The following is a 21,096-nucleotide window of genomic DNA, read 5'->3' as shown; positions in this document are numbered from 1 at the left end:
CAAAAATATGCACCTTTATATTGGATAAATAATTAATTAATTAATTGCATTGCTTATAGGAATGAAGTGAACGGAAGGTCGACCTCATGTTCAAATGCATCTGGGAAACCTCGAGGGTGGTGATACTCGCGGGCATTTTTGTCTTGTGGGTAGAGGAATTTACCACCCGGCTGCCAGATGAATGGCTGGAACTCGTACTTCAGGCGGTATTTTCTCATATCAAACATTGTCAGAATTTCATTGGTGTCTGCCATCATATTTGTCCATATATCATGATGTACAGGGACAACAACTTCCGTTCGAAGTGCTTCAGCCATTCGCAAAATATCCACCGCATTCATTTTATCCGTAATACCAATAGGGTTTTCACCAAATGACCCTAGTGCAACGTCTATCTTATGGTCTTTACCATGCTTGGCATAGTAGTTCGAATAGTGGGAGTCGCCCGAATGGTAGATGTTCCCCCCTTCCGTTTTAATAAGGTAGTTAACCGCGCGCATATCCATATCCGGGCCATTTGGCTCGTCAAGCGGCTTCACTGGTTCGGTTATCAGGATGGTTCGATCAAACGCCTCAAGTGCGACGATTTCCATGTCTTTCACTTTTACAGTATCACCAGGCTTAACCACAATACAACGTTCCTCTGGAACACCCCAGCTAACCCATAAATCCACACATGCCTGAGGGCCAATAAAGGGGACATCTTCAGCGCAGTTCTGCATTACTGCAGCCGCAACGTTGATATCAATATGGTCCGCGTGATAGTGAGTTGACACAACAGCATCCATCTTCTTAATTGAGAACGGGTCCAATACAAATGGAATGGCTCGCAGGTTTGGTTGAGCGATTCTTGAACCGCTCATACGTGCCATCTGGTGCGACGGTTTCATGTCCGGTAGGTCAAGCTTGCGCTTACCTGTACCACACCAGAAGTCTACACAGATATTCGTATCCTGAGGTGTTTTAACCCATACGCCAACGCAGCCTAACCACCACATTGCTACAGAGCCTTCAGGAACCTGTTCAGATTCAATTTCTTCATTTAGACGACTGCCCCATTCTGGCATCGTATTAAGTACCCAGGACTCTCTAGAAATATCTCTAATATTGCTCATAACATTTACCTTTTAAATTAATTCAAATACTGATTAGCTGTCAGCAATAGTACGCATTTTCATTGCTACTGATTTTTTGCCAGATGCTTTTAGTACCGCTCCGCCAATAACGACTATATCAGGATTTAGTTTTTCCTTGATTGTTGGGAGCGTTTCTACATTAATACCACCGGCAATAGATATATCAGCACCGGTAATTTCTTTAATATCGAGAAACTCAGAAAAAGCCTCTTCCAAGTTGTCACCACAATCTGAGTTTTTATGAACGCAGAAATATTCAACACCAAGTTTTTTTAATTCTTCTGAACGAGATTTGTATTCTGTTACAGACTGCATATCCATAATGACTTTTGCATTATTTTTCTTGGCAATGTTCAGTACTTTCGTAACAGCTGTATCCGTCGCTACGGCTAACATTGAGTAGTATTCCGTGCCCGACATTGCCATTAAGCTCGCTTCTCTCTCTGGCCCATCTATAATTTTTGCGTCAAGAAAAACGTCTTTATGTGGATGAATCTGTTTTATCTCGCTTACTATATTTATTCCGTAGAGTTTTAATAAAGAAGTGCCAACTTCGATGATATCGAAGTATTCTCCAACCTCTTTAACAACTGAGATAGCTTCATCTTTATCAAGTAAATCTAATGCTAATTGTAACTTCATTATTAGTTCCTGAGTTTTAGTCGAGAGGGTCCATACGGTGTGGTTTATCACCGTATGGAATCTTATTTAATATTTTAGAAAGTACCCGTTATAAACTGAAGTACTTTAAAAATAGGTAGCCATACTAGAGTGAAGTCAATATTCGAGAACATCAAACCGCTACCGTAAATTGGGCCTGTCATAGGATAGATAAAGATAACGCCCACGTGAGCAATAAAGCTGGTAATGAAGCCCGCTGCAAGTGCACCTTTGTATCCACCAAACTTGTTACCGAAGACACCCATAGTACAGCCGTCAAAGAACATGATGATAGGGCTTGGGAACACGATGATCGGAAGTCCCATCACGATAGTAATAATCATGACTATAATTGCCGCTGCTACCGATGCAACAAACCCTAGCATGGCACCCGTTGGTGAATATGGGTAAAATGCAGGACAGTCCAGTGCAGGTACTGCATTCGGGATAAGCTTGTCAGAAATCCCTTTAAAAGCAGGAACGATTGATCCGATGAACATACGTACACCTGTAAGCAATACAACCACACCAGCAGTAAAGGTTAAGCCTTGAAGCAAAAGCCAGACAACCCAGTTTGTCTTGCCGCTTAGTTCACTTACGCCCTCACCACCTATCGCAATACCAATTCCGATGAATATTGCTGGCATCAAGAATGCGAGAGAGATAGTTGTGTCGCGGAAGATGGCCAGGAATCCAGGCAAATGCATATCTTCGGCGTCTTGTTCTTTGTTGCCAAAAATAGGTGCTATTTTGCTTGCTAACCACGCACCTACCTGTTGGTGATGACCAAGGGTAAGGTCGTCTCCGACAAAACTATGGGCAAGTTTTCTGGTAATGGCCGGGCTAAATGTCCAATACAATGCACACAGAGTTGCCGATACACCAATAAGTGTCGCACCTTCGATGTTTAGTACTTGAGGAAGCGTTACAACCATAAACGTCGACAAAAATAACTGAATATGAACAGTAAGATAGACGTTTTTGCAGCTTTTAAAAGGTATAACGTATACAAGTGCAAGGTGAATAAAAAAGCCAATTAAGAAGGTAAATGTAATTGTGTTAGCTAAGTCCACCATTGCGATACCAAATACCGCTTCGTTGGCAGGAAGTACACCTTGAACACCTAGTGTCGCATTCAGTTTTTTCATTATTGGGGGTAGTGTTTAGAAATCTGTGTCATTTCTCCTAAAATAGACAAAAAAGGAATGACACATGAATAATGATTTCGATCTAGAGCAAGCCATTAAAGCTCTTCAATCTGGACAAGATTTAACAGGCAAAGATGGCTTTTTAACTCCTCTTATCAAGCAAATTACGGAAGCTGCTTTAAAAGCTGAGCTTGCACAACACATCGATAATGATGACCAGCCAAATCGTAAAAATGGAACCTCTAAGAAGACTGTTAAGTCTTCTGTCGGAGCATTTGAACTTGATACTCCTCGCGACCGTTCAGGCTCTTTTGAACCTCAACTTATCAAGAAAAATCAAACCAAGCTGACTGATGAAATTGATCGTAAAATCCTTTCTATGTTCTCGTTAGGAATGAGCTATCGTGATATTCGAGGACATGTTGAAGATATGTATGGTATCGACGTCTCTGAGGCCACAATTACTGCTGTCACAGACCGCTTAATACCAGAGCTTAAAGAATGGCAGCAGCGTCCATTAGACGCTATATACCCGTTCATTTGGCTTGATGCCATCCACTATAAAATTAGAGAGGATGGTCGTTATGTCAGTAAAGCGATATACACAATCTTAGGCTTGAATATCGACGGTAAAAAAGAACTACTTGGGTTATACCTATCAGAGTCTGAAGGCGCAAATTATTGGCTATCAGTTTTAACTGATTTACATAATCGAGGGGTTGAGGATATTTTAATCAGTTGCGTAGATGGCTTGGTTGGCTTCCCTGAAGCCATTGCCACAATTATCCAAATACTGAAGTTCAATTGTGCATCGTCCATCAAATTCGGAACTCAATAAAATATGTCGCATCTAAGCACCAAAAAGAGTTTATGGCAGATCTGAAACCAGTTTATCGAGCGGTAACTAAGGAAGCAGCTGAAATAGAGTTAGACCGATTAGAAGCTAAGTGGGGCCAACAATATCCAATAGTATTACGCTCATGGCGTAATAAATGGGTAAACCTGTCGGTTTACTTTAAATATCCAGAGTATGTTCGGAAAGCCATATATACCACCAATGCTATTGAGGCGGTACATCGTCAGTTTCGAAAGCTGACCAAAACTAAAGGTGGTTTTCCAAATGAAAACAGCTTGCTTAAGCTGTTGTATGCTGGGATATTGAATGCGTCTAAGAAGTGGACAATGCCAATCCAGAACTGGAATATGACATTGTCTCAACTGGCGATTCATTTTGAAGGTCGTTTGGATGACGTCTTAGATATTTAGTCAAAATTAACTGACACAGAATTCTGAACGCCCTCTTATTGGGAACAGCGTCTTCATTAAGACCCCGGCCCCAGTAGAAAGAACCAGAATACCAACAATTGTTTTAATTACGCCATCGGCAATATCAGTAGGTTTTTTCTTCTGAAGTAACAAACCCACCAAAGCAATAAGACCTAAAAACAACGGAGCTTTATCTAAAATCTGAAATACAAAGAAATAAAGAAAATCTTGCATCATTTAGTCCTCAGTTATTTAGACATGAATTCAGTTATTGCTTTTTCAATCTCTGGTTTTCTAACAAAGTTTGTAAGAACTAATGTTTTATCTTCGTACTCTTTTGGCATAGTTGCTGCCAGTTCACGAGTAGTTACATAAAGGTCAGCATGCATAGAGCGAATACTACCAACATCACACGCTTCCACGCTTCCGTCTACACCAATGTTTGACAACACTTGCTCAATATTCATCTTAGCGATTACGCTAGAACCAAGTCCCATTCCGCAAACACACACAATTTTCATAGGGTATTCCTTCTAGTTATTTATTTTGTTGTATAGTTCATCAACAGTTTTACAAGCACATATAGTATCTACTGCACTTTCATCATCTAAAAATTCACAGAGGTCAGACAACATATCAATATGTGCCGTTTTATCTGTAGCACATAATCCAAATATAATTTTTACCGGATCATTCTCCTCATGACCGAATACGACAGGCTCTTTAAGAGTGGCAATACTTATTCCTGTTTTCAGTACACTTTTACTAGGTCTGGAATGAGCAAATGCAATATATGGTGCGACAACAATATAAGGGCCAATATCTTCTACGGCCTGAATCATTTCTTTTGTATATTCTTTAGTAATATATTTACTATCTTCTAATAGCTTCCCTGAAACACTAATAGCTTCTTTCCAGTCATTGGCAACTGCATCCAGAAATATATTTCTTTTTTCAATTATCTCTTTGCTCATATTTATTATCACTCGATGTCTTTTCGATGTATAAATAATAGAGATTTACTACAGTCCAAGACAGTCCAAATGAAATTACTGAATCGGGGGCCGAATTGTACTCTGTGATATACGTAGGATTTCAGGGAGGGATTGTGATGACTCGCATGTTATTTATTACTGAGTGTTCACATATTAGGCAGTAATAAATTAGGGGGTGGTTTGTATGCACCGGGCTTCTCTGCATCACCACAGTATTCACAGCTGAATAGTCAGGTATGGTCGCCGTAGAGGGGCTCAGGCGTACTCAGAGCGATGATGAGGATTGCCTGGCGCTGGATACATCTAGTAAATAAAGGCCAGTTGTGACATTTGCCTTTCAGCAAACTTGCATAATAATGCAGGTGACAATTACTGTTTCAAAACGCCGTTTCTTAATATTTGAGGGGTTCCTTTCTCCGTTCTTTAGCTCCCGATCATTGAGACTGTGCCGATAAGCTAGGGACAGAAATTATCCGCCTAAAATCTCGCCAACTCATAACGGGGCAAAAATGCGCTAGGGCAAATAGCAAAAAGGCAGCGAGATCGAATCTTCACTGCCTTTCTAGTATGGTACTTTATTCCTTAGTATGAAACTTTAATACTCAGCGTGAGTCTTTATTACTCTTGTACAATCGGCGGGATGAACTGGTTTATTTGAGTCTGGCATAAAAAATACCTCCTGATGTATTCAGCATACACCAAGAGGCTTTTTATGATCAGACTTTATTACTTTTGATCAGACTTTATTAACTTCGATCAAACTTTATTATTCAACCACACGTTGCTTATTCAGCCATCCCTGATTATTCGACCGTCACAGCCTTCGCAAGATTCCGCGGCTGATCAACGTCAGTCCCTTTAATCAAAGCAACATGATAAGAAAGCAACTGCATTGGAATGGTGTAATAAATTGGCGCGGTGATCTCGCTAACGTGTGGAAGATTAATGATCTTCATGCTTTCATCGGCTTCAAATCCTGCACCGGCATCGGCAAACACATACAACAAACCGCCACGAGCCCGAACTTCTTCAATGTTCGACTTAAGTTTTTCAAGTAAATCATTATTCGGTGCGACCACGACCACCGGCATATCAGCATCAATTAAGGCTAATGGGCCATGTTTTAATTCACCAGCCGCATAAGCTTCCGCATGAATATAAGAGATCTCTTTGAGCTTTAACGAGGCCTCTAATGCAATTGGGTAGAATTCACCACGACCTAAAAACAGTGTGTGATGCTTATCAGCAAAATCTTCGGCTAATGCTTCAATCTCTTTATCGTATGCCAATGCTTTTTCAATTTGAGAAGGCAGTAAATGCAAAGCTTCCACAATTTCCGCTTCTTTTACACTATCGATACGTTGTTGTTGTTTACCCATTGCGGTCACGAGCATTAATAACGCCGCCAGTTGAGTGGTAAAAGCTTTGGTCGATGCCACGCCAATTTCTGTGCCGGCGCGAGTCATAAAGGCAAAGTCTGATTCACGAACCAATGAAGAGCCCGCAACATTACAAATGGTCATTGCCGACATATAACCTTTCTCTTTGGCAAGACGCAATGCGGCTAGGGTGTCGGCGGTTTCACCAGATTGAGATAAGGTGATCAACAAGCTATTTGGACGAGTGACAAATTGGCGATAGCGGAATTCGGATGCTATCTCAACGTCACAACTCACACCGGCAAGTGATTCAAACCAATAACGCGCGGTCATACCGGCATTGTAAGAAGTGCCACAAGCGATAATTTGCACATGTTCGACTTTAGACAGAATTTCGGCAGCATTGACACCGATGCTTTCTGTTACCACAGTATCTTTGGTTAAACGCGCTTCCATGGTATTAATCAATGCCGTAGGCTGCTCAAAGATTTCTTTTTGCATAAAGTGACGATACTGCCCTTTATCGGCGGCATCATGCTCTGCATTTGATTCTGTCACCACACGCTCAACTTGTTCGCCTTGCTGATCAAATACCATCACTTCACGACGAGTCACTTCCGCAACATCCCCCTCTTCAAGGTACATAAAACGACGAGTGACATTTAATAGAGCCAATTGATCCGAGGCGATAAAGTTCTCTCCTACCCCTAAGCCGATCACAATCGGGCTACCTGAGCGCGCCACAACCACTCGGCTTGGATCGGTACGATCAAATACCACAGTGCCATAAGCACCATCGAGTTGCTTCACGGCTTTTTGCAGCGCTTCGATTAAGGTTTCAGAGCTACGACGTTCCCATTCAACCAAATGGGCAATCACTTCGGTATCGGTTTGAGACTCAAACACATAACCACGTTCGCGTAAGATTTCTCGTAATGCTTGATGGTTTTCAATGATGCCGTTATGCACTACCGCAATATCATGAGAGACATGTGGGTGAGCATTAATTTCGGAAGGTTCTCCATGAGTCGCCCAGCGGGTATGGGCAATACCGGTTCCGCCAAATACATCAGCAGATTCAACCGCATCCGCCAACTCTTGAACTTTGCCTAAACGGCGCACGCGCGTCATGTTTGAATTGGCATCGACAACCGCAACACCGGCAGAGTCATAACCACGATATTCAAGACGACGCAGTCCTTCGACCAGAATTTCCGCTACATCACGCTGCGCAACAGCACCCACGATTCCACACATATTGTTATCCTTTTTTATTCCTTTACCAGCAGCAAGCAAAAGGTGGTAAAGCGACGTTTAATCAATTAGTTAAGTTTTAGGCAATCAGAACTTGCACATTATGTTGTTGTATTTGCGCTTGTTGTTCATGGCTGATGCCTTTGTCTGTCACAAGTACATCAATTTTGTCCCATGCCAGTTCTAAATTTGGAATTTTTCGACCAATTTTGTCAGATTCAACCATCACCACGACACGGCGCGCCACTTCCGACATTACCTGGCTTAAACCTAACAGTTCATTGAATGTGGTGGTTCCGCGTGCTAAGTCGATACCATCGGCACCAATGAAAAGCTGGTCAAAATCATAAGAACGCAGTACTTGTTCGGCAACCTGGCCTTGAAAGGACTCGGAATGGGTATCCCAAGTTCCCCCCGTCATCAACAGCGTTGGTTCACTTTCTAAGGCATTCAGTGCATTGGCAACATTCAATGAATTAGTCATCACCACTAAACCACGTTTGTGATTGAGCTGTTCGATCAAGGCTCCCGTGGTACTACCGCTATCAATAATAATTCTATGGTGATCTTTAATCAGAGAGGCAGCGGCTCTTGCTAACTCTACCTTTCGTTTCGAAACCTCCTCAGAAAACTCTTCATTGATAATTTCTTTTGGCAAAGCAATCGCACCACCATAACGACGCAGCAGCAAACCACTGGCTTCTAATGCAGAAAGATCCTTTCTTATCGTGACTTCTGAAATATTAAATTGTTTATTTAACGCTTCAACGCTGACTTCACCAAACTCATTAACTTGTTGAACAATAAGGTGACGTCGCTGCTGGGTATTTCGTTTTGACATAAGTAAAACCAAGTTAAGTTTCGAAACGAAACACATTAAACACAATCGAAACTTTTTTGTCTATTTTTTTTACTATGAAAAATAAATGTTTTTTACAGAAACCTTGTTCTAAGACAAGTAAGTATCGTGATCTTCCCCACAAAGACTGGTAAAATTCTTACCCCATTTAAGAAACAAAATTACAGCGCAGTCTCCTCGCAAACTGCAAAATGAAAGAATGGTTGCAACGAAAATGAAGTGTGGCCATGCGAGAATGGGAATAATGACTACAATGTAGGTCAGGCAATAAAATCTGTAGCAAAGAATTTCTGTTTTAATGTACCCAGCCAATCCAGTTGCTTGCCATTAAAACGTGTAAAAATTGAAAAATGTAATATTACTTACCGGAGAGTATCTACTCATGAAAAAGACCAAAATCGTATGTACGATTGGCCCGAAAACTGAATCTGTTGAGAAACTAACTGAACTAGCAAACGCTGGTATGAACGTAATGCGTTTAAACTTCTCACACGGTGATTTTGAAGAACACGGCAATCGTATTGCTAACCTTCGCCAAGTAATGAAAAACACAGGTAAACAACTTGCGATCCTTTTAGATACTAAAGGTCCAGAAATCCGCACTATCAAACTAGAAAACGGCGATGATGTTGCTCTAGTTGCAGGTCAAGATTTCACATTCACAACCGATACTTCTGTTGTGGGTAACAAAAACACTGTAGCGGTAACCTACCCTGGTTTCGCTCAAGACCTTAAAGCTGGCGATACTATCCTAGTCGATGATGGTCTTATCGAAATGGAAGTGGTTGCAACGACTGACACTGAAGTTAAATGTAAAGTATTAAACAACGGTGACCTAGGTGAAAACAAAGGTGTTAACCTTCCTGGCGTTTCTGTAAAACTTCCTGCATTAGCTGAAAAAGATAAAGCTGACCTTAAATTTGGTTGTGAGCAAGGTGTTGATTTCGTTGCGGCATCTTTCATCCGTAAAGCTGACGACGTAAAAGAAATTCGTGAATTGCTATGTGCAAACGGTGGCGAGAACATCCAAATCATCTCTAAAATCGAAAACCAAGAAGGTGTTGATAACTTCGATGAGATTTTAGAAGCGTCTGACGGCATCATGGTTGCTCGTGGTGACCTAGGTGTTGAAATCCCAGTTGAAGAAGTAATCTTCGCTCAGAAAATGATGATCGAGAAATGTAACCGCGCACGTAAAGTAGTTATCACTGCAACTCAAATGCTTGATTCTATGATCAAAAACCCACGTCCAACTCGCGCAGAAGCGGGCGACGTTGCTAACGCAATCATGGATGGTACTGATGCAGTCATGCTTTCTGGTGAGTCTGCGAAAGGTAAATACCCTGTTGAAGCGGTAACTATCATGGCGCAAATCTGTGCTCGTACGGACCGTGCTTTAAAAGCAGAGTTAAGCTCTCGCCTAGACAGCCCTCGTCTACGTATCACTGAAGCAGTATGTAAATCAGCAGTAGAAACGGCTGAGAAACTAGCGGCTCCAGTTATCGTTGTGGCAACTGAAGCAGGTAAATCTGCTCGTTCAGTGCGTAAATACTTCCCAACTGCAAAAATCATTGCCGTGACAACTAACACTAAGACTGCAGCACAACTTTGCTTGTCTAAAGGTGTAACACCAATCGTTGTTGAGTCTATCAATGATACTGAAGACTTCTACCGTCAAGGTATGGCTTTAGCTCTAGAAATAGGCTACGGCGAAAAAGGCGATGTAACCGTTATGGTTTCTGGTGCTCTAGTACCATCAGGTACAACCAATACTTCTTCTGTTCACGTTCTTTAATTAAAACGGACAGTTAGAAATGCAAAAGGAGGCCGATTGGCCTCCTTTTTTATACCTTGATTCTTATACCTTAGCTTTATCGTTAAATCGAAACCTACCAGCCAAAGAACTCTTGATGATGGGTATTCAACAACACCACTAACAACAAGAAATATAAAGCACTCGTACTGATAGCAAGTACTAACAAACTAGCAATCGTCACCCTCACAACCACGACATTAGACATAACCGACTCACCCAAATCACTCAATGTTCATCCAATAAGTTTAGTGAAGTTTTGTCGATTTATTAGACTAAAGTCTTAGATCTTTTTTTCATAAAAAGTTAAGGCATAAAAAACGCAACCCGTAGGCTGCGTTATTATGTTTATTTAGCAGTGTATGAACCTTTACGCTTTTAACGCTCTCTCTCCACGCGCAATCCCCACCACGCCACTTCGTGCGACTTCAATCACATCGGTCATTTCAGAAACCGCTTTAATAAAAGCATCTAATTTAGCACTATCACCAGCCAATTGAATGGTAAACAATGAAGCGGTGACATCAACAATCTGCCCTCGGAACACATCCGCCAAACGATGCACTTCAGCACGAGAAAACCCACTGGCTTTCACTTTGACTAACATCAACTCACGCTCTACATAATCGTATTCAGTGACTTCCTGAACTTTAAGTACGTCCACTAACTTATGTAGATTTTTTTCGATTTGTTCAAGTTGCAATGCATCTGTCGCGGTGGTGATATTGATACGCGATAACGTCTCATCATCGGTTGGTGAAACGGTTAATGACTCAATGTTATAACCACGCTGTGAAAATAAGCCAACAACACGCGACAAAGAACCCGGTTGGTTTTCTAATAGTAATGAAATGATATGTCTCATATTAGGTTCTCTCCGTCTTGCTTAACCACATTTTATCCATGCCTTCACCTTTAATTTGCATAGGATAAACATGCTCTGTTTCATCCACATTGATATCAACAAACACTAAGCGATCTTTCATATCCAATGCTTTTTTCAGGCCAGCTTCAAGCTCGTCTGGGTGATTAATGCGAATGCCAACATGCCCATACGCTTCAGCGATCGCGGCAAAGTCTGGCACAGAGTCCATATAAGAATGGGAGTGGCGACCTTGATAAATCATATCTTGCCATTGTTTTACCATGCCTAAGAAACGATTATTCAAGTTGATTATTTTGACAGGAATATCGTATTGCATACAGGTCGATAGCTCTTGAATATTCATTTGAATACTGCCATCACCGGTAATACACACCACCTCTTCTTGTGGCATGGCAAATTTAACCCCCATCGCGGCCGGTAAACCAAAGCCCATGGTGCCTAACCCACCCGAGTTAATCCAACGACGCGGCTTATCAAATGGGTAATAAAGAGCAGCAAACATTTGATGCTGTCCTACATCCGACGCAACGTAAGCTTCACCTTTGGTTAGCTTATAAAGCGTTTCAACGACCTGCTGGGGTTTAATACGATCTGAAGTGCGATCAAACTCTAAACACTTACGATTTCGCCAACTTTGTAGCTCTTGCCACCAGGTTTCAATTGCTACCGTATCTTGATCTTCACCTTGATCTTCAAGCAGTTTCAACATGCTATCTAGCACTTCATCAGCAGAGCCGACGATCGGTAAATCCGCTTGAATGGTTTTAGAAATCGAAGAAGGATCGATATCGATATGCATAATCTTGGCATTAGGGCAGTATTTTTCGACATTATTGGTGGTACGATCATCGAAACGAACGCCGACACCAAAAATCAAATCGGCATTATGCATCGCCATATTCGCTTCATAAGTGCCGTGCATGCCTAACATACCAAGTGAATTGTGGTGTGTTGCAGGAAAAGCACCTAGCCCCATCAAAGTACTAACAACTGGCAAGTTAAGTGCTTCTGCAAGTTTAATAAGTTGCTCACTGGCTTCGGCAATAATGGCCCCACCACCGACATAAAGAACTGGTTTTTTCGCTGCTAATAACGCTTTTAACCCTTTTTTAATCTGACCTTTATGCCCCGATGTGGTCGGGTTATAAGAACGCATTTTCACTTCATCAGGATATTGGTATGGGAAAGTTTCGAGCGGGTTCAATACGTTTTTCGGTAAGTCCACAACCACAGGACCAGGACGACCTGTCGAAGCAAGATAAAACGCTTTTTTAATGGTCTCAGGAATATCTTCAGCTTTAGTCACTAAAAAGCTGTGTTTAACCACAGGGCGGGAGATCCCCACCATGTCACACTCTTGGAATGCATCATTACCAATTAAGCTACTTGGTACTTGGCCCGACAACACGACCATTGGTGCTGAGTCCATATAAGCAGTCGCAATACCAGTAATGGCATTAGTGGCACCTGGACCTGAAGTAACGAGTACAACCCCGACTTTGCCTGTTCCGCGAGCATAACCATCGGCCATATGAACCGCAGCTTGTTCATGGCGCACTAATACGTGTTCAATATCGCTTTTCTCATGCAAGGCATCGTAGATATCCAAAACTGAACCGCCAGGATAACCAAAAATGTGTTCAACGCCTTCATCAATTAAGGAGCGGACGATCATATCCGCGCCAGATAACATTTCCATGTTGCCTCCTTTTAACCAAACCTTTCACCTTACAATAAGAAGAGTGAAATCGATTCGGTGCTACATAGTTAGGGCTTATTTTTAGCCTAAGAAATATTAAGGTGCTGATACTTTCAAAAGTTCAGCAACCTTTCTATGTACCTATTTGCATTGTCATAACAACCAAATAGGGTGCATACATTCGAAATAATGACTCCGAATTTGTTCACTTTAACGCCATAAACAGAAGCTTGTCTACGCACTCAATAAGATAAAACTTATACAAACCAGCACTAATCGACAATAAATAGTGAAACTCTCTAGTTAGTTGACTAACCACTAATCATATTGAGTAGTTTGCTTTAAAAATACAGCAGATAATAATATTAATAATGAGAAGCGAATCTCACTTTTATTCAGTGCTCATGATGAAAAACATTCCACATCCAAAGGTATTGATAGGCACAAAAAACGCAGCCTCTTATGAAGGCTGCGTTTAAAAAATCAGAAGGAAAGGAATTATAGGCTTGCGGCGAGTGTTTCACCACAAATCAGCATTAACTGATCGCGCATCCAGATATGACCTTTATCTTTTTCACTTGATTCATGCCAGCTTAAGTAACCCGCCACTTTATTATCGGCAAATGGATAAGGCAGAACTTTATAAGTTGCACGGTTAGGTATTGATTCAATTAACCAGCGAGGAACCACAGTAACTAACTCCGATTGGCCCACAACGTATAAAATGTTGCTAAGTCCTGTGCCTTGATACGCTTCTTGGCATTCAAAATCACCGGTATAAACACGCTCATAGAAACTACGTACGCCATTTACTTTTGATAGGGTCGCATGCTTTTCAGCCATAAATTCGGCTGGGCTGATCTGAGCGCCAATACGTGGGTGATTCGCCGCCACCACAACCACTAACTCATCGCTAAAAATTTCTGTGCTTGAATACCCAGGCTGATCAAAACGTGCATAATCAATCACAAAATCCACTTCTTGGTAACGAAGCTTTTCTGGTAACTGGCGATCAAAATCAGCATCTAAACTTAATTGAATACTTGGTGATTTTTCCGCAATCCCGCTCATAATTCTTGGTGCGAAACGGATATCTGAAGGACTGCAAACCGCTAACTTAAAGACGCGCTCAGACGTTTCAGGCACAAAGATTGAATGAGGCAACTCATTGCGTACTAATTGCAAAGCTTGGCGAATTGGGCCAAACAATTGACGAGCACGTTGTGTTGGTTGAATACCACGACCATGACGCATAAACAATTCGTCATTAAACATCACTTTTAAGCGAGCAACCGCATTACTTACTGCTGGTTGTGACATACCTAAATACTGTGCTGCACGAGTAATATTTTGCTCTTGCATTACTGCATCAAAAACGGTCAATAAGTTAAGATCTACGCCACGTAAAGTTGATTCCGTTCTTAAGTTAAGGGCAGTATTTTTTGGTTCAGTAGAAAGTGTCATTTATGTTGCGCCTCTCTTGATTGCAGCTCAATCACACATAACAAACGTGATTATTCACTACAAAAAGATATCTAATAATGATGGTATTTGCCCCGCCAATATGTCGGGTTGCACTTACTATTCATCAAGCAAATACCAGAAGCAACTCTATTGATATTAAATCATTTTTATTTACTAAAAATCACTAAAATAACCAAATTATCAACAACTTAAAACAAAATATAAAAGAACCTAAAAAACATTTAGCTACTAAATTGATGATGGATATTTTGTTTATTCATTAATCAGTGCGTAATGAGGAAAATCCACCTGTTCCCACAAGTGGCTCCATAGTGGTGAAATGTTGCCCCAGTCACCTTGGACGATCCAATTAGAAATAGACTCAGCAACATTCGGATAAATGACGCATTCGGCAGGCTCGGTATCTAACCAAGATCGCACAGCACTAGGATCAAGCCATTGCATCGAACTGGCTAAGCCTAATGATTCAAGAGTGGCGACATTACTCATTTGTTCAAACTGCCCATCTAATGGCTTTAAAAGTAACTTTTTCCCTAGCGTTAATGCTTCCGAGGGCAATTCAAAACCGCCATTCGCAATCACGCCATGACAGGCGTGTAAATCCCGTTGGAAATGTTGGTATGACAGTGGCATAAAAGTTAAATGTTCTTGCTGATTCATCTCTTTAACTGCCGGGTGATAACAAATAAAATCATGATTAGAAAAGCGCTGTAACAGGCCATTAATCTCTTGCAGGTCTTCAAACGGTAAATACACCAAAATAAAGTGTTGCTTTTGATTATCTATCTGCGCCGGAGTATGGACAATCGGCGGTAAGATCGGTTGTTGAAAATGATACCAATGCAAACCTAAGTAATGCTGAGTTGGCGCAAAGTGTTGAATGACAGTTTGGTCTATCCAACTCGCCCCTTTCTTAGGTACCGAATAGCGAAACGCATTTTGATGACTGATTCCAATACTCGGTATTTTTTGTTTTTTCGCCGCCCACGCGGTAATAGGTTCGAAATCATTGAGCACCAAATCATAACCTCCCAAATCTAGCTCAGAGACTTCTTTCCATAATTGACTAAGGTTGGTGTTCAAGGCCGTTTTCATATGGCTCACTTTCCCTTTCTCGGTACTAAAAGTCAGTCCTCGCCGGGTTTGGTAATCACCAAAGTCTTCCATAGAAAAATAAGATTGTGCTTCTCGGCCAGAGAATAAGAAATCAACCGAGACATTATGTTGTTTCGATAACGCCGATGCCATCGCACGTGCTCGAGCAATGTGGCCATTACCCGTTCCTTGTACGCCATATAATATTTTCATTCATTGCCCACCAACAAACAGGTTAATTGCCGCCAAAGCACAACTGATACCTAAAGCCGCTCCTAATACGATATCCGTTAGAAAGTGTACGCCTAACAAAATACGAGAAAGACCAATCAAGCTTGCCCAAGCAAATGGAAGCACGCCCAATTCTGGATAAAATTGTTGCAACAATACCGCCATTAAAAAAGCCGCAGCAGTGTGGCCCGAAGGTAAGCTATATTGATCAGAAGGAGTAATATAAGACGTTAATAGATGAGATATTTGAGCTGGCCTCCGACGTTTAAAACTATTTTTCAGCAACCAATAAATCGGCAATTCAATTAAAAAAGCGGCAAGCCCCGCAAGTAAAAAATATTGCCCGACTTTAGGATCAAAAAACCATGCCAATATCCCCATCACCGCATATAAATGACCATCTCCGGTATGCGAGATAGCTTTACTAATACGAGCAACCGGTAAATTAAAGCGGTGTTGTAAGCAAAATAAAGAAAAGGCCAAATCAAATCGTGCAATCGGCTGTATCGTTTTCATCGTATGCTCCTTGTTCGATGCTTAATCAGCACCACACAAGTTAAGGGAGATAAATGACAAAAGCGTGACGATATTTTGTTCTTATGATGAAAGCGTATTACGGTATATAAATTGGCAAATGAGAGCACGCGAAGTTATTTGAATATTTTTTCATCGAAAGGGTTGACGCTTCCCCCTTGAGTGCGGTACTAATTGAATCACTTATTACGTGGTCGTAGACATTGCTAACCCATTAAACATGCTTAGCGTAAGCTTCATATTTACGAAAGCTAAGGCTGTTTAAATAAACAATTAAGGTAACCAGCATGACTCAACAATTTTCTACTCTACTGAACCTCCTCCTCATCGTGACTCAATCGCGCGGGTAGGCAGTGGACGAAAAACCACATACGATTTCAAACAAGCCCGCATCCCGATGCGGGCTTTTTTATTCGTCAATATTGCAAAAAGCAACTAACAGAATAAACCGCATTGGATAGCGCAGCACAAACCACAAGGAAAAGAACATGAACGATCAAGTCATTATATTCGATACGACATTGCGCGATGGTGAACAAGCACTTTCAGCTAGCCTAACAGTAAAAGAAAAACTACAGATCGCTTATGCTCTTGAGCGTTTAGGGGTTGATGTGATTGAAGCGGGCTTTCCGATTTCATCACCGGGTGACTTTGAATCGGTTCAAACCATTGCTAAGCAAATCAAAAACAGCCGCATTTGTGCTCTATCCCGCGCGGTAGAAAAAGATATCGACGTGGCAGCAGAAGCACTAAAAGTCGCCGAAGCATTTCGTATTCATACCTTTATTTCCACCTCGACTATTCACGTGCAAGATAAACTTCGTCGCAGCTACGACGATGTGGTTGAAATGGCGGTCAATGCCGTTAAACGTGCGCGTAAATACACAGATGATGTCGAGTTTTCTTGTGAAGATGCCGGTCGTACGCCTATCGACAATCTATGCCGTATTGTGGAAGCTGCTATCAATGCAGGGGCTACCACCGTCAATATTCCAGATACCGTTGGCTATACGCTACCTAATGAGTTTGGTGGCATTATCGAAACCCTATTTAATCGCGTTCCAAATATAGATAAAGCAGTGATTTCGGTGCATTGTCATGATGATTTAGGCATGTCAGTCGCAACCTCTATGGCAGCAGTACAAGCCGGTGCTCGCCAAGTCGAAGGCACCATTAATGGCATCGGTGAGCGTGCCGGTAACTGTGCTCTTGAAGAAATCGCCATGATCATTAAAACCCGCAGTGAATTCCTAGGGGTAAGTACGGGCCTTAAATACGACGAAATTCACCGCACCAGCAAGCTTGTCAGCCAATTGTGTAATATGCCGATTCAATCGAACAAAGCAATTGTCGGCGCGAATGCGTTTAGTCACTCATCCGGTATTCACCAAGATGGCATGTTGAAAAATAAGAATACTTACGAAATTATGACTCCAGAAACCATTGGCCTTAAAAACCAAGCGCTGAACTTGACTAGTCGTTCTGGTCGAGCCGCTGTGAAAAGTCACATGGATAGCATGGGTTACAGTGAAAATGACTACGACCTAAATACACTTTACGATGATTTCTTAAAGCTAGCGGATCGCAAAGGCCAAGTATTTGATTACGATTTAGAATCATTAATGCACTTTGCCAACTTGCGCGAAGAAGATGATTTCTTTAAGTTAAATTACCTAAGCGTGCAATCTGGCAGCGTAATGGCCACCACCAGCATTAAATTGCAATGTGGCACAGAAGAAAAATGTGAAGCGGCAGTCGGTAATGGTCCCGTCGATGCGCTGTACCAATGCATCTATAAGCTAACGGGTTATGAAATCGCCTTAGATAAATTCGACCTAACCGCCAAAGGCGAAGGCGAAGATGGCTTAGGTCAGGCCGACATCATCGCCAACTACAAAGGTCGTAAATACCACGGCACAGGTCTCGCGACCGATATCGTTGAAGCTTCTGGTCAAGCCTTACTACACGTGATCAACAGCATCCATCGCGCCGATCAAATTGCGGAAATTAAGCAATCGAAGAAAATTGCAACCGTATAATCGTTTGAAATATAAAGGTAAGTGGTAGTCGATACCGCTTACTTGATAAACAAATTTAGTCATTATTTTTAAGGAAGAGAGAACCATGGCAGGTACATATAAAATTGCCGTTTTACCCGGAGATGGCATTGGCCCAGAAGTCATGCAACAAGCACAAAAAGTGTTAGATGCGATTGAGAAAAAGCATGACATTTCATTTGAGCGCCAAGAATTTGATGTCGGTGGAATCGCCATTGATAATCACGGCACACCGCTACCAGAGGGAACAGTTAAAGGCTGTGAAGAGGCTGATGCGGTACTATTTGGCTCAGTAGGTGGCCCAAAATGGGAACATTTACCACCCAATGATCAACCAGAACGTGGCGCACTACTTCCATTACGTAAACACTTCCAATTATTTTGTAACCTGCGTCCAGCGCAAATTCATACTGGCTTAGAAAGCTTCTCACCATTACGTGCTGATATTTCCGATCGTGGGTTCGATATTGTGGTAGTACGTGAATTAACGGGCGGCATTTATTTTGGTCAACCGAAAGGCCGTGAAGGTTCAGGCCCAGAGGAAAAAGCCTTTGATACCGAAGTATATCATCGCTATGAAATTGAACGCATTGCCAAAATTGCATTTGAATCAGCACGTCTACGTGGCAAGAAAGTCTGTTCAGTAGATAAAGCAAACGTACTACAGAGCTCAATTTTATGGCGCGAAGTGGTCGAAGAAATCGCAAAAGACTACCCAGATGTTGAGCTATCACACATCTATATTGATAACGCCACCATGCAGCTTATCAAAGACCCTTCGCAATTTGACGTGATGCTATGCTCCAACATCTTTGGTGACATCATTTCTGATGAATGCGCCATGATCACTGGTTCAATGGGCATGCTACCTTCCGCAAGCCTTAACGAAAGCCAATTTGGTTTGTATGAACCCGCAGGTGGTAGTGCGCCAGATATCGCAGGAAAGAATATTGCTAACCCAGTGGCGCAAATTCTATCAGCAGCCTTAATGCTTCGTTACAGCTTAAATGAAGAACAGGCGGCGCAAGATATTGAACAAGCCGTATCAAAAGCACTAGCAGCCGGAGAGCTGACCGCCGATCTTGCAGGGAATAACCCTGCGCTGACTACATCGGAAATGGGCGATAAAATTGCGCAATACATTCTAGATACGAATCAATAAATACGAGCAGGTAGCAAGCAATGTCAAAAACATTATACGAAAAAGTCTACGATGCTCATGTTGTCGTAGCCGCCCAAGGCGAAAACCCGATTTTATATATCGACCGCCATCTAGTGCACGAAGTCACTTCCCCACAAGCCTTTGATGGCTTACGTGAAAAAGGTCGTCCAGTACGCCAAGTTAGCAAAACTTTTGCCACGATGGATCACAATGTATCGACCACCACCAAAGACATTAATGCCTCAGGTGAAATGGCGCGTATTCAAATGCAAACCTTGATGAAAAACTGTTTGGATTTTGGCGTCACGCTGTACGACCTAAATCATAAATACCAAGGTATTGTGCATGTTATGGGGCCAGAGCTTGGTATTACCTTGCCAGGAATGACGATTGTTTGCGGTGACTCTCACACCGCAACCCATGGTGCCTTTGGCTCATTAGCATTTGGTATCGGTACGTCTGAAGTGGAGCACGTACTGGCCACTCAAACCCTTAAACAAGCCAAAGCCAAAACCATGAAAATTGAGGTTAAAGGCAAAGTCGCACCTGGTATCACAGCCAAAGATATCGTACTGGCGATTATAGGAAAAACCACCGCGGCGGGCGGCACTGGCTATGTAGTGGAGTTTTGTGGTGAAGCCATCACCGATCTTTCGATGGAAGGTCGCATGACCGTCTGTAACATGGCAATTGAACTCGGTGCTAAAGCGGGCCTAATCGCCCCTGACCAAACCACTTTCGATTACATTAAAGATAAGAAGTTTGCCCCGAAAGGCGCTGAATTTGATGCCGCCGTCGAGTATTGGAAAACCTTAAAATCCGATGAGGATGCCGAGTTTGACGCGGTAGTTACTCTAAATGCCGCAGACATCACCCCGCAAGTCACTTGGGGGACTAACCCTGGTCAAGTAATGTCGGTTGATGGGATCATTCCAAGCCCACAAGACTTTAATGATCCTGTGGAAAAAGCATCGGCCGAAAAAGCCTTAGCTTATATGGGATTGGAAGCAGGTAAAAAACTATCTGATTATAGCGTTGATAAAGTGTTTGTTGGCTCTTGTACTAACTCACGCATTGAAGACATGCGCGCTGCCGCCGCCGTAGCTAAAGGCCGTAAAGTGGCAGCCAACGTACAAGCATTAATTGTCCCAGGTTCTGAACAAGTTAAAGCCCAAGCTGAGCAAGAAGGATTAGATAAAATTTTTATCGAAGCAGGTTTTGAATGGCGTCTGCCAGGTTGTTCGATGTGTCTTGCGATGAACAATGACCGCCTAGGCCCACAAGAGCGCTGCGCCTCTACCAGCAACCGTAACTTTGAAGGTCGCCAAGGCCGTGATGGTCGCACTCATCTAGTGAGCCCAGCAATGGCTGCGGCAGCCGCGATTGCCGGTCACTTTGTCGATATCCGTTCACTAGAAAAAGCATAAGGAACACGCT

Annotated in this window: 18 protein-coding genes and 1 pseudogene; 5 read left to right on the top strand and 14 right to left on the bottom strand. The window is 42.2% G+C overall.

The genetic code is table 11. From position 1 onward, the window contains the following. Nucleotides 1-53: 53 nt before the first annotated feature. The 3 genes from ulaG to VRUMOI_RS01890 form a co-directional block, all read right to left on the bottom strand. Nucleotides 54-1,115, bottom strand: a complete 1,062-nt coding sequence (gene ulaG, locus VRUMOI_RS01900) for an L-ascorbate 6-phosphate lactonase (RefSeq protein WP_110410615.1) — start codon at nt 1,113-1,115, stop codon at nt 54-56. Nucleotides 1,116-1,148: 33 nt separating this feature from the next. Then, entirely contained in the window at nt 1,149-1,778 is a 630-nt protein-coding gene (locus tag VRUMOI_RS01895) for an orotidine 5'-phosphate decarboxylase / HUMPS family protein (RefSeq protein ID WP_110410614.1), read from the bottom strand. A gap of 74 nt (nt 1,779-1,852) precedes the next feature. Continuing rightward, nucleotides 1,853-2,944 (bottom strand): PTS transporter subunit IIC, encoded by a 1,092-nt coding sequence (locus VRUMOI_RS01890; RefSeq protein ID WP_110410613.1) that lies wholly within the window; start codon nt 2,942-2,944, stop codon nt 1,853-1,855. A 64-nt stretch (nt 2,945-3,008) separates the two neighbouring features. On the opposite strand from VRUMOI_RS01890, the pseudogene VRUMOI_RS01885 reads away from it, so the two are divergent. Then, nucleotides 3,009-4,210, top strand: a pseudogene (locus VRUMOI_RS01885) (IS256 family transposase). Between the two features lie 6 nt (nt 4,211-4,216). On the opposite strand, the gene VRUMOI_RS01880 reads toward VRUMOI_RS01885, so the two are convergent. The 5 genes from VRUMOI_RS01880 to VRUMOI_RS01860 form a co-directional block, all read right to left on the bottom strand. Then, complete coding sequence (locus VRUMOI_RS01880) at nt 4,217-4,444, bottom strand: PTS transporter subunit IIC (RefSeq protein WP_231897474.1); 228 nt, start codon at nt 4,442-4,444, stop codon at nt 4,217-4,219. Nucleotides 4,445-4,458: 14 nt separating this feature from the next. Next, nucleotides 4,459-4,731, bottom strand: coding sequence for a PTS sugar transporter subunit IIB (locus tag VRUMOI_RS01875; RefSeq protein WP_089140071.1), 273 nt, complete (start codon nt 4,729-4,731; stop codon nt 4,459-4,461). Between the two features lie 12 nt (nt 4,732-4,743). Then, nucleotides 4,744-5,184: a PTS sugar transporter subunit IIA gene (locus VRUMOI_RS01870; RefSeq protein ID WP_089140070.1), complete on the bottom strand. Its 441-nt coding sequence runs from the start codon at nt 5,182-5,184 to the stop codon at nt 4,744-4,746. A gap of 824 nt (nt 5,185-6,008) precedes the next feature. Continuing rightward, on the bottom strand, nt 6,009-7,841 hold the full coding sequence (glmS, locus tag VRUMOI_RS01865; protein ID WP_089140069.1) for a glutamine--fructose-6-phosphate transaminase (isomerizing): 1,833 nt from the start codon (nt 7,839-7,841) through the stop codon (nt 6,009-6,011). A 76-nt stretch (nt 7,842-7,917) separates the two neighbouring features. Further along, nucleotides 7,918-8,679, bottom strand: coding sequence for a DeoR/GlpR family DNA-binding transcription regulator (locus VRUMOI_RS01860; RefSeq protein WP_089140068.1), 762 nt, complete (start codon nt 8,677-8,679; stop codon nt 7,918-7,920). Between the two features lie 400 nt (nt 8,680-9,079). Between VRUMOI_RS01860 and pykF the strand changes: the two genes are divergently transcribed. Beyond that, a complete protein-coding gene (pykF, locus tag VRUMOI_RS01855; protein ID WP_089140067.1) occupies nt 9,080-10,492 on the top strand; it encodes a pyruvate kinase PykF in 1,413 nt (470 codons plus the stop codon). A 94-nt stretch (nt 10,493-10,586) separates the two neighbouring features. Here pykF and VRUMOI_RS19570 read toward each other — a convergent pair whose 3' ends face one another. From VRUMOI_RS19570 to VRUMOI_RS01830, 6 genes are all read right to left on the bottom strand, one after another. Continuing rightward, complete coding sequence (locus VRUMOI_RS19570; protein ID WP_089140094.1) at nt 10,587-10,718, bottom strand: hypothetical protein; 132 nt, start codon at nt 10,716-10,718, stop codon at nt 10,587-10,589. A 162-nt stretch (nt 10,719-10,880) separates the two neighbouring features. Then, nucleotides 10,881-11,375, bottom strand: coding sequence for an acetolactate synthase small subunit (gene ilvN / locus VRUMOI_RS01850; RefSeq protein ID WP_089140066.1), 495 nt, complete (start codon nt 11,373-11,375; stop codon nt 10,881-10,883). A gap of 1 nt (nt 11,376) precedes the next feature. Beyond that, nucleotides 11,377-13,095, bottom strand: a complete 1,719-nt coding sequence (locus tag VRUMOI_RS01845) for an acetolactate synthase 3 large subunit (RefSeq protein ID WP_089140065.1) — start codon at nt 13,093-13,095, stop codon at nt 11,377-11,379. Nucleotides 13,096-13,593: 498 nt separating this feature from the next. After that, nucleotides 13,594-14,559 carry a transcriptional regulator LeuO gene (leuO, locus tag VRUMOI_RS01840; RefSeq protein WP_089140064.1) on the bottom strand — a complete coding sequence of 322 codons (966 nt, stop codon included), beginning with the start codon at nt 14,557-14,559 and terminating at the stop codon, nt 13,594-13,596. A gap of 273 nt (nt 14,560-14,832) precedes the next feature. After that, nucleotides 14,833-15,888 carry an MJ1255/VC2487 family glycosyltransferase gene (locus tag VRUMOI_RS01835; protein ID WP_089140063.1) on the bottom strand — a complete coding sequence of 352 codons (1,056 nt, stop codon included), beginning with the start codon at nt 15,886-15,888 and terminating at the stop codon, nt 14,833-14,835. Then, the gene (locus VRUMOI_RS01830) at nt 15,889-16,422 is read right to left on the bottom strand and encodes a phosphatase PAP2 family protein (protein WP_089140062.1); all 534 of its coding nucleotides are present in this window, start codon (nt 16,420-16,422) and stop codon (nt 15,889-15,891) included. Nucleotides 16,423-16,928: 506 nt separating this feature from the next. Here VRUMOI_RS01830 and leuA point away from each other — a divergent pair. The 3 genes from leuA to leuC all read left to right on the top strand — a co-directional run bounded on the left by leuA (nt 16,929) and on the right by leuC (nt 21,086). Continuing rightward, on the top strand, nt 16,929-18,479 hold the full coding sequence (leuA, locus tag VRUMOI_RS01825) for a 2-isopropylmalate synthase (protein WP_089140061.1): 1,551 nt from the start codon (nt 16,929-16,931) through the stop codon (nt 18,477-18,479). An 85-nt stretch (nt 18,480-18,564) separates the two neighbouring features. Further along, nucleotides 18,565-19,659 (top strand): 3-isopropylmalate dehydrogenase, encoded by a 1,095-nt coding sequence (leuB, locus tag VRUMOI_RS01820; RefSeq protein WP_089140060.1) that lies wholly within the window; start codon nt 18,565-18,567, stop codon nt 19,657-19,659. 20 nt (nt 19,660-19,679) lie between these two features. Further along, nucleotides 19,680-21,086 carry a 3-isopropylmalate dehydratase large subunit gene (gene leuC, locus VRUMOI_RS01815; protein ID WP_089140059.1) on the top strand — a complete coding sequence of 469 codons (1,407 nt, stop codon included), beginning with the start codon at nt 19,680-19,682 and terminating at the stop codon, nt 21,084-21,086. The last annotated feature ends 10 nt before the right edge of the window (nt 21,087-21,096 follow it).

Origin of the sequence: Vibrio rumoiensis, from assembly GCF_002218045.2 — a bacterium.
Taxonomy (GTDB): Bacteria; Pseudomonadota; Gammaproteobacteria; order Enterobacterales; family Vibrionaceae; genus Vibrio; species Vibrio rumoiensis.
The sequence above is the reverse complement of the archived record's forward strand: the minus strand, read 5'-3'. Positions and strand labels throughout refer to the sequence as shown.

Excerpts from the sequence above, each read along its gene's own strand:
- VRUMOI_RS01830 (WP_089140062.1), bottom strand. The coding sequence starts at position 16,422 with ATGAAAACGATACAGCCGATTGCACGATTTGATTTGGCCTTTTCTTTA.
- VRUMOI_RS01845 (WP_089140065.1), bottom strand. The coding sequence starts at position 13,095 with ATGGAAATGTTATCTGGCGCGGATATGATCGTCCGCTCCTTAATTGAT.
- VRUMOI_RS01835 (WP_089140063.1), bottom strand. The coding sequence starts at position 15,888 with ATGAAAATATTATATGGCGTACAAGGAACGGGTAATGGCCACATTGCT.
- pykF (WP_089140067.1), top strand. The coding sequence starts at position 9,080 with ATGAAAAAGACCAAAATCGTATGTACGATTGGCCCGAAAACTGAATCT.
- VRUMOI_RS01880 (WP_231897474.1), bottom strand. The coding sequence starts at position 4,444 with ATGCAAGATTTTCTTTATTTCTTTGTATTTCAGATTTTAGATAAAGCT.
- leuB (WP_089140060.1), top strand. The coding sequence starts at position 18,565 with ATGGCAGGTACATATAAAATTGCCGTTTTACCCGGAGATGGCATTGGC.
- VRUMOI_RS01890 (WP_110410613.1), bottom strand. The coding sequence starts at position 2,944 with ATGAAAAAACTGAATGCGACACTAGGTGTTCAAGGTGTACTTCCTGCC.
- leuC (WP_089140059.1), top strand. The coding sequence starts at position 19,680 with ATGTCAAAAACATTATACGAAAAAGTCTACGATGCTCATGTTGTCGTA.
- leuO (WP_089140064.1), bottom strand. The coding sequence starts at position 14,559 with ATGACACTTTCTACTGAACCAAAAAATACTGCCCTTAACTTAAGAACG.
- VRUMOI_RS01875 (WP_089140071.1), bottom strand. The coding sequence starts at position 4,731 with ATGAAAATTGTGTGTGTTTGCGGAATGGGACTTGGTTCTAGCGTAATC.
- VRUMOI_RS01895 (WP_110410614.1), bottom strand. The coding sequence starts at position 1,778 with ATGAAGTTACAATTAGCATTAGATTTACTTGATAAAGATGAAGCTATC.
- glmS (WP_089140069.1), bottom strand. The coding sequence starts at position 7,841 with ATGTGTGGAATCGTGGGTGCTGTTGCGCAGCGTGATGTAGCGGAAATT.
- VRUMOI_RS01860 (WP_089140068.1), bottom strand. The coding sequence starts at position 8,679 with ATGTCAAAACGAAATACCCAGCAGCGACGTCACCTTATTGTTCAACAA.
- VRUMOI_RS01870 (WP_089140070.1), bottom strand. The coding sequence starts at position 5,184 with ATGAGCAAAGAGATAATTGAAAAAAGAAATATATTTCTGGATGCAGTT.
- ulaG (WP_110410615.1), bottom strand. The coding sequence starts at position 1,115 with ATGAGCAATATTAGAGATATTTCTAGAGAGTCCTGGGTACTTAATACG.
- VRUMOI_RS19570 (WP_089140094.1), bottom strand. The coding sequence starts at position 10,718 with ATGTCTAATGTCGTGGTTGTGAGGGTGACGATTGCTAGTTTGTTAGTA.
- ilvN (WP_089140066.1), bottom strand. The coding sequence starts at position 11,375 with ATGAGACATATCATTTCATTACTATTAGAAAACCAACCGGGTTCTTTG.
- leuA (WP_089140061.1), top strand. The coding sequence starts at position 16,929 with ATGAACGATCAAGTCATTATATTCGATACGACATTGCGCGATGGTGAA.